At 70.0% G+C, this 8,083-nt stretch carries 9 protein-coding genes; 5 read left to right on the top strand and 4 right to left on the bottom strand.

Going from position 1 to position 8,083, the window contains the following annotated elements:
- A partial coding sequence (locus EQG76_RS07535) for an SGNH/GDSL hydrolase family protein (RefSeq protein ID WP_235031247.1) occupies positions 1-328 on the bottom strand: 328 nt, incomplete at its 3' end.
- Between the two features lie 198 nt (positions 329-526).
- On the opposite strand from EQG76_RS07535, the gene EQG76_RS07530 reads away from it, so the two are divergent.
- From EQG76_RS07530 to EQG76_RS07515, 4 genes are all read left to right on the top strand, one after another.
- Entirely contained in the window at positions 527-1,405 is an 879-nt protein-coding gene (locus EQG76_RS07530) for a class I SAM-dependent methyltransferase (protein WP_159712046.1), read from the top strand.
- 3 nt (positions 1,406-1,408) lie between these two features.
- The gene (locus tag EQG76_RS07525) at positions 1,409-1,753 is read left to right on the top strand and encodes a TIGR04076 family protein (protein WP_159712044.1); all 345 of its coding nucleotides are present in this window, start codon (positions 1,409-1,411) and stop codon (positions 1,751-1,753) included.
- Positions 1,753-2,793 (top strand): aldo/keto reductase, encoded by a 1,041-nt coding sequence (locus EQG76_RS07520; RefSeq protein ID WP_159712042.1) that lies wholly within the window; start codon positions 1,753-1,755, stop codon positions 2,791-2,793. Before EQG76_RS07525 ends, EQG76_RS07520 begins: the two co-directional genes overlap by 1 nt.
- Before the next feature lie 111 nt (positions 2,794-2,904).
- Positions 2,905-4,176, top strand: coding sequence for an ABC transporter substrate-binding protein (locus EQG76_RS07515; RefSeq protein WP_200840633.1), 1,272 nt, complete (start codon positions 2,905-2,907; stop codon positions 4,174-4,176).
- Positions 4,177-4,236: 60 nt separating this feature from the next.
- Here the strand turns inward: EQG76_RS07515 and EQG76_RS07510 are convergent, their stop codons facing one another.
- On the bottom strand, positions 4,237-4,827 hold the full coding sequence (locus EQG76_RS07510) for an NUDIX domain-containing protein (protein ID WP_200840632.1): 591 nt from the start codon (positions 4,825-4,827) through the stop codon (positions 4,237-4,239).
- A gap of 116 nt (positions 4,828-4,943) precedes the next feature.
- Between EQG76_RS07510 and EQG76_RS07505 the strand changes: the two genes are divergently transcribed.
- Positions 4,944-6,434 (top strand): aldo/keto reductase, encoded by a 1,491-nt coding sequence (locus tag EQG76_RS07505; RefSeq protein WP_159712040.1) that lies wholly within the window; start codon positions 4,944-4,946, stop codon positions 6,432-6,434.
- On the opposite strand, the gene EQG76_RS07500 is transcribed toward EQG76_RS07505, so the two are convergent.
- Positions 6,431-7,309, bottom strand: coding sequence for a transglutaminase family protein (locus tag EQG76_RS07500; protein ID WP_159712038.1), 879 nt, complete (start codon positions 7,307-7,309; stop codon positions 6,431-6,433). The two genes, EQG76_RS07505 and EQG76_RS07500, sit on opposite strands and share 4 nt — an antisense overlap.
- Positions 7,306-8,083, bottom strand: a 778-nt coding sequence (locus tag EQG76_RS07495; protein WP_200840630.1) for an alpha-E domain-containing protein, incomplete at its 5' end; no start/stop codon positions are given. The genes EQG76_RS07500 and EQG76_RS07495, both read right to left, overlap by 4 nt.

Genomic DNA, 8,083 nt, shown 5'->3' with positions numbered 1-8,083 from the left:
TCCGGCCGGCAGGCCTGGGCATGTCGAGGAACCGGTCGACCTGGACCCTCAGGCCATAGGGTCCGGCAGCCGGATCGAGCTGGGCGCCGCCCACCGCGAAGTTCGAGCCGCCCATCTGTGCTGCGCGCAGCTCCACGCCCAGCCGGTCGGCTAGCACCTCGACCCAGACCGGCCCGTTCGAGAACCGCCCGGCATTGCCGGTGTCGGACAGGCTGTCGCCGAACACCACCACATTGGCGAAGGCTGGCGGAGATGCAGCCGTGGCAGCCGCCGCCGACATGACCATAGCCATCACCCCTCCCGCCAGGAAGCCACGCAGGATCCGCATGGACGCAACGTCTCCAAGAGCAATCGTCAGGCGTACTGGACCGGCATCCGGCTCATGGCCGCCTGGGCCTCGACAAGGCATCGGCTCATATGGTTCGTCAGGGTGATGGCGGCGAACGGGACGCATGCGGAAGCCGCAGGCCGATCCCGCAGGACAAGCTGACGGCACATGAGCGGAGGTGAGTTTGAGGGATCAGCCATGACGGTGCCGACGCTCGGCCAGCTCCTCCTGGGCACGGAGGGGCTGGCGCTCCTCCGCCTGGCGTTTTCCGGCGACGCCGCCGCCCGCGAGGCCCGGGTCGCCGAGATCCGCAGTCTGGTCGAGCGCTATGAGGAACCGGACCTGGCCGCGCCCCTGGCAGCGCCGGAATATGACCTCGACCAGGGCTGCGGCCTCTGGTCGCAGACCTACGACCAGCCCCTGCGCCTCTTCCCGATCGAGGAGCCGATCGTCCACCGCCTCCTGGCGGCACTGCCGGTGGGCCGGGTGCTGGATGCCGGCTGCGGCACCGGTCGCCATGCCGCCTGGCTAGCGGCGCGCGGCCATCAGGTCGTGGGCGTGGACGGTTCGCCCGCCATGCTAGCCAAGGCGCAGGCAAAGCTGCCGGGCTGCCGCTTCAAGCGAGGCGACCTTGCCGCCCTGCCGGTGCCCGATGCGTCGGTCGACGCGGCGCTGTGCGCCCTCGCACTCGTCCATGTCGCCGACCTCCGGCCAGCACTCCGGGAGTTTGCCCGGGTGGTCCGGCCCGGCGGGCAGGTGGTGATCAGCGACGTCCACCCGGTCCTGGTCCAGCTCGGCTGGCAGGCCAAGTTCCGCACTGCCGAGGGCAAGGCGGGCTTCATGCGCCTGAACCGGCACCTGGCAGCGGACTATGCCGCGGCGGCTCTGGACGCCGGCCTGCAGCTCAGCGGCCTTTACGAATCGCCGCTCACGCCGGAATCTGCCATGACCGTCGCCCGCGAGCCATTGCCGGACGCGAACGCGGCCGCCTGGGTGGGGCTGCCGGGCGTGATCGTCTGGCACCTGACCAAGCCCGGCCCGGCGCCGGCCCAGCCCCGGACTCAGCAGCGGAACTAGGTTTTGCCTGACGACGTCTTCGAACTCTTCGACCTCGAGATCGAGGTGATCGGCTCGGACCGGCCGATGGTGTGCAACCACCAGATCGGCGATCGGCTGTTCCTGTCGGGGGAGAACCTGTCGATGCCGCCGGGCCAGAGCTTCCCGATCTATCCGCTGGCGGCCCTGCTGCCGCTCCTGCCGGCCAAGCAGCGCGACACCCACCCGAACGACTGGATGACCACCGATGCCGTCGTCGCCTGCCCGGATCCGCATTGCGGCGGCCGCTTTCTGATCCGCCGCACCGGGCGCACGGCCTTTCGCCATGGCGAGACGACCCGAGTGACCCTGCGGGCGGAGGCGCCGTGATGAGTGTCGAGACGTTCGAGCTGGTGCCGGGCTACCAGGTGTCCCGGATGCTGCGCGGCGCCTGGCAGCTCGCCGGCGGGCACGGGCCGGTCGACCAGGACCGTGCCGTGGCCGAGATGGCGGCCTTCGTCGATGCCGGCATCACCACCTTCGACTGCGCCGACATCTACACCGGTGCGGAGGAGCTGATCGGCCGGTTCCGTGCCAGTGCCACGAGGGAGCAGCGGGCACGGCTCAAGGCCCATACCAAGTTCGTGCCCGACCTGGGTCAGCTCCACCGGGTGGACCGCGCCTATGTCACCCGCGTCATCGACCGCTCGCTCGCCCGGCTCCGGACCGAGCGGCTGGACCTCGTCCAGTTCCACTGGTGGGACTATGAGGTGCCGGGCTGGCAGGAGGCGGCTGGCCACCTGGTCGACCTGCAGAAGGCCGGCAAAATCCACCTTCTGGGCGGCACCAATTTCGACACCTGGCACAGCCGGGCACTGATCTCGGCCGGCTACCCGCTGGTGTCGATGCAGAGCCAGTATTCGCTGCTCGACTCCCGGCCGGAGCAGGGCCTGGTGCCGCTCTGCGCCGCGCATGGCATGAAGCTGTTCTGCTACGGGACGCTGGCGGGCGGCTTCCTGACCGAGCGCTGGCTCGGCCAGCCGGAGCCGGACCGGCTGGAGAACCGCTCGCTGGTCAAGTACCAGCTGATCATCGACGACATTGGTGGCTGGGACCTGTTCCAGGCCCTGCTCGCCTGCCTGAAGCGGATCGCCGACAAACATGGCGTGGGCATCGGCAATGTCGCCACCCGCTGGGTGCTGGACCGCCCGCAGGTGGCCGGCGTGATCGTGGGCGCCCGCTATGCCGACCACCTGCCCGCCAACCTCGCCACCTTCGGCTTCGTGCTGGACGAGGCGGACCAGGCCGCGATCGACGCGGTCCTGGCACAGCGCCGCCCACTGGCGGGCGACTGCTTCGACCTGGAGCGCGATCGGGCGGGGCGGCACGGCCGGATCATGAAATACGACCTCGGCGACGCGCCGGCCTGACCTGCGAGCGTGGTGCCGACGCTTGACGGCCGGCACCTGGCCAGCCTCCATTTCGCCTCTTGAGCCGCCGGCGCCCAGGTCGCCCGCGGCCGTATCCGGGGGGATCATTCCGTGAAGCTTCGTCCAGCCGTCCTGGCGCTCGCCGCCCTGTCCGCCACCGCCCTGCAGCCCGTGGCGGCGGCCGCCGCCCAGGACTGCACGATCACGGTCGGCTCCGTCCTGTCCCTGACCGGGCCGGCCGGGCGGTTCGGCCAGGCGGCGGCCAAGTCGGTCGAGCTGGCCTTCCAGGACCTGAATGAGGCAGGCGGTGCGGCCGGCTGCAGGATCGTGGCGGATGTGCGCGACGCGCAGAGCCAGGGCACGGTCGCGGTCGACGCCGCGCGCCAGCTGGTCGACCTGCAGAAGGTTCCCGTGATCATCGGCGGTGACATCTCCTCAGTCTCGATCCCGATCGTGACCGCAGTGACCGGCCCGGCCGGCGTGGTCCAGGTCTCGCCGGTCTCGACCTCGCCGACGCTCACCACGCTCGCCAAGGAAGGCAAGACCGGCGGGATCTTCTTCCGCACCATCACCTCTGATGCGCTGCAGGGCACGGCTGCCGCCAAGTATGCGATCGATCAGGGGCTGAAGAAGCTCGCCATCGTCCATGTGAACAATGATTTCGGCGTCAACATGGTGGCCGAGTTCCAGAAGGTGTTCGCTCGGCTGGGCGGCACGGTCACCTCGGTCACGCCCTACAACCAGAACCAGGCCTCCTATCAGCCGGAAGTCACCGCAGCACTCGAAGGCGATCCGGAGGCCCTCTATCTGGTGGCCTATCCGGGCGACGGCACCACGGTCGCGCGGACCTGGATCGCCCAGGGTGGGCCGGCGAAGTTCCTCCTGAACGACGGCATGAACTCCGCCGACTTCATCCAGGATGTCGGTCCCCAATATCTGGACGACGCGTTCGGCACCTCGTCTGGCACCACCGCCACGCCGTCCACCGACTATTTCTGCGAGGCCTATAATGGCTTTGCCAAGGAGTTCGACTGCCAGGCGCCGGCGGCCGATCGGGCCTATGATGCCGCGGCGATCGTGGGCCTCGCCGTGGCGATCGCCGGAGAGCCCGACAAGGCGCTGATCAAGGCGGCGATCCCGAAGGTGGTCGATCCTGCGGGCGAGACGGTCCATGCCGGGCCGGACGGCTTCAAAAAGGCGCTGGCGCTGATCGGCGAAGGCAAGCCGATCCGCTACGAGGGCGTCACCGGGCCGGTGCAGTTCGACCAGTATGGTGACATCACCGGGCCGTTCCGCCTGTGGCGGATCCAGAATGGCGAGGTGACCACGATCGGCGAGATGAGCGCCGAGGAGGTCGGCCGACTCAAGGCCGAGGCGGAGTAGGCGACGGGCGCCAGGGGCCGGGGCAGGAAGATCCTGCCCGTCCCGGCCCCCGCGTGATCCTCAGAGCAGCCCGGCGATCCGGGCGTGGTAGAGGAGCATGATTGTCTTGGCGTCGGCGATCTCGCCCCGGCCGATCATCGCCAGCGCCTCGTCGAACGGCAGCTCCACCACCTCGATGTCCTCGTTCTCCTCCGCCAACCCGCCGCCATCACCGTCGCGCATGGTGGCGTCGATCTCGGCCATGAAGAAATGGAGGCGCTCTGACACCGAGCCCGGGCTCATATAGGGGGCGAACAGCGGCTCGACCCGCATGACTCGAAAGCCGGTCTCTTCCATGGCCTCGCGGCGGATCGCCTCGGCCGGCTCGCGCTCGTCCAAGAGGCCGGCGGGCGCTTCCAGCAGGAAGCCGTCCGGATGGCCGTTGACCAGGGCCGGCAGGCGGAACTGGCGGACCAGCACGACCGTTCGCCGCTGCCGGTCGAACAGGAGGATCACCGCGCCGTTGCCGCGGTCATAGACCTGGCGGACGACCGGCCGCCAGGTGCCGTCGCGGCCCCGGTAGTCGAACCGGTACTTGCGCAGGACATAATGGTCCTGGCTCAGGGTCTGGACTTCCTGGATCCGGACCCGGTCGGTAGCGCCTACGGCCAAGCAGTTTCTCCCGTCGTCGTTTGGCCGCAGCCCGGCCTGGCAGGAACGATGACCTCAACGTCCGCGCGCCGACCTGCTAACCGGGGCCGGCCCATTCCTGCCGAGGTCAGCCAGCCATGCCAGCGCCGCTTCCCGCCGTCGAGAGGATCGAACTAGCACCTGGCCTGGAGGTCGCCCGCGTGGTGACCGGGCTGTGGCAGGTGGCCGACATCGAGTGCCTGTCCGGGACGATCGACCCGGACGAGGGGGCCCGGGCCCTGCACGCCTATCTCGCCGACGGCTTCGACAGCTTCGACATGGCCGATCACTACGGCAGTGCCGAGGTCATCGCCGGCCGCCTGCGCGCCGCACTGGCCGAGAGGAGCCTCGCCGCCCCGCCCGGTGCCCGGCTCGCCACCTTCACCAAATGGTGCCCCGAGCCCGGGCCGATGACGGCGGAGGTGGTGCGTCGGGCAGTCGACCTGGCCTGCCGCCGCCTCGCCACCGAGCGAATCGACCTTCTGCAGTTCCACTGGTGGCTGTTCGAGCATCCGGCTTGGCTGGATGCGATGCGCGAGCTGGCTAGGCTCAAGGAGGAGGGTCGCGTCCTCCATCTGGGCGTGACCAATACCGACACCGACCATCTGCGCGTCCTGGTCGCCGAGGGCATCCCGGTCGTCACCAACCAGGTCTGCGTTTCCTTGCTGGACCGCCGGGCCACCAGCCCGATGGCCGGGTTCTGCCGGGCGCACGGCATCCGGCTGCTGGCCTACGGCACGCTCGCCGGCGGCTTCCTGTCCGAGCGCTGGCTGGGCCGGCCGGAGCCGGGCCAGATCGGCGACTGGAGCAAGATGAAGTACCGGCGCTTCATCGATGCTGCCGGCGGCTGGGACGTGCTGCAGGCGATCCTGCAGGCCTGCGCCGAGGTGGCGAAGCGGCACGGGGTCTCGATCAGCAATGTCGCGACCCGCTGGGTGATGCAGCAGGAGGCGGTGGGTGCGGTGATCGTCGGTGCGAGGCTCGGCGAGAGCGAGCATCGCGACGACAATCGCCGCCTGTTTGGCTTCGCCCTGGACGAAACCGACCTCCAACGGATCGACGCGGCGCTGGCCGGCAGCCGGCCGATCCCGGGCGACTGCGGGGACGAATATCGCCGCCCACCCTTCTTGACCGCGTCCGGCGACCTGTCGCACCACCTGGACAGCCTGCCGCCGGTCTACCAGGCCGTCCCGGTGGATGGCCGGCCCGGCCGCCTGCGCATCGACAGCGGCAGCGTCTGGGAGCCGGTCTGCGGCTATGCTCGCGCCGTGCGGATCGGCGACCGCATCCTGGTCTCGGGCACCACCGCCACTCATGGCAGCGGCGAGATGATCGGGCAGGGCGATCCGGCGGCGCAAACCGTCTACATCCTGGACAAGATCGCGGCCTCGATCCGCTCGCTGGGTGGCAGCATGGCCGACGTGGTCCGCACCCGCATCTACCTGCGCGACGCCGAGCAGTGGGAAGCGGTCTCGCGGGTGCATGGCCGCTATTTCGGCGAGATCCGGCCGGCCAACACGCTGGTGGAGGTCGGCCGGCTGGTGGGCGACTACGACGTGGAGATCGAGGCGGAGGCGGTGGTCGCCTAATCGGGCTGCGGGGCCACGTCGACCTCGACCTCCACCCGGTGGGCGCCGCCGCCGAAGATGACCCCGTTCACCGGGCTGACATCGGTGAAGTCGCGGCCAAACGCCACCGTCACGTGCTCCTCACCCGGGATCACGTCGTTGGTGGGGTCGAGGTCGACCCAGCCAAAAGGCGGCGCCCAGACCTGGACCCAGGCATGGGAAGCATCCGCGCCGACCAGGCGCGGCTTGCCGGGCGGGGGGCGGGTCAGGAGATAGCCACTCACATAGCGGGCGGGCACGCCATGCGCGCGCATGGCTGCCAGCATCAGGTGGGCGAAGTCCTGGCAGACCCCGCGCCGCAGCGCGAAGCATTCGGCGACCGAGGTGCCGACCGCGGTGGCGCCCGAATCGTAGGTGAAGTCCCGGTTGATCCGGTGGCCGAGCTCGAGGGCGGCGGCCAGCACCGGCCGCTCGGGCGCCAACATCGCGGCCGACCAGGCATGCAGCTCGTCCGGGCAGCGCACCGCGGGCGACTCGAAGCGGAACTGGCGCACATCCAGCGCATCGGCCAGGTCGGGCTGGGCCTCCGGACTGTCGAGTGCCCCCACCGGCAGGCTGCGCTCCGGCAGCAGCCCAGGCCTGGTCCGGACCTCGACCTCGCTGCGGGCCATCACGGTGAAGCTGTCGTGCTCCTGCTCCAGCGTCACCACGCTCATGGCGTTGCCGAAGAAGTCGAGCGTGTTGCGCATCGCGGTCGGTGCGGGCCGGATCTCCAGCTGGAAGCGGCGCACTTCCTGGCGGTCGGTCAGGCGCGGCGAGAGGTGCAGGACATGGTGGGCGATCGAGACCGGCAGGCCGTAGTGATAGGTCGTGCGGTGGCTGACCTGGAGGATCACGGCACCCGGCTCCGGCTGCGCGCCGAAGTGGTGACGATCCGCTCAGTATGGGCGAAGTAGGCGCGGCTGATCAGGTCGGACAGGTCGGGCAGGCCGTACTCCAGCTCCTCCAGGAGCCGGTCCAGCCCCGGCAGCGGCTGCTCCCCCCTGGCCAGGGCCTCGATCTCGGTGATCTGCACGAGGCTCGCCATGCGCAGGGCCAGGCGCCGGTCCGGCCCCTTATGGGCCGCCTCCTCGGCATGGGGCAGGCACCCAACATGGTCGGCGATCCGGTGGAGCTGCCAGGCGACCGAGCGCGGGTTGGTCTCGTCCAGCAGCAGGAGGTCCAGCACCGGCAGGAGCAGCGGACGGGTCAGGTAGCGCGAGCGGTAGGTCATCGAGCTGTCGCCCAGCTCGAGCAAGAGGGACAGGATGCCGTCGGCGCCGATCGCGTCGTTCCCGATCACCAGGCCGCGCAGCAGGTCGACCAGGTTGGACGCCCGCTCGATGCGCCGGCCCATCTCGATGAACCGCCAGGCATAGTTGCGGGTCATGTTCTCCGCTTCGGTGCCGGCGAACGCGGTGAGCTGGCGCAAGCCAACATCGAGCAGCTCCGCGGTCTGCCACCCGATCAGCCGCGCGGGGCGGGTGCGCCAGGCGGGATCGCCATGCAGTGCTGCAAGGAGCCGCCAAGCGTCGTGGCTGATCTGGTCGCGCACCAGCGTCGCGGTGCGGTGGACCTCGCCCAGCGTCTGCCGCAGCCCGTGCGGGCGTGCCTGGTCGAAGATCAGGGCA

The sequence above is a fragment of the Geminicoccus flavidas genome (assembly GCF_009806515.1).
GTDB classification, from domain to species: domain Bacteria; phylum Pseudomonadota; class Alphaproteobacteria; order Geminicoccales; family Geminicoccaceae; genus Geminicoccus; species Geminicoccus flavidus.
The sequence above is the reverse complement of the archived record's forward strand: the minus strand, read 5'-3'. Positions and strand labels throughout refer to the sequence as shown.

Excerpts from the sequence above, each read along its gene's own strand:
- EQG76_RS07530 (WP_159712046.1), top strand. The coding sequence starts at position 527 with ATGACGGTGCCGACGCTCGGCCAGCTCCTCCTGGGCACGGAGGGGCTG.
- EQG76_RS07520 (WP_159712042.1), top strand. The coding sequence starts at position 1,753 with ATGAGTGTCGAGACGTTCGAGCTGGTGCCGGGCTACCAGGTGTCCCGG.
- EQG76_RS07505 (WP_159712040.1), top strand. The coding sequence starts at position 4,944 with ATGCCAGCGCCGCTTCCCGCCGTCGAGAGGATCGAACTAGCACCTGGC.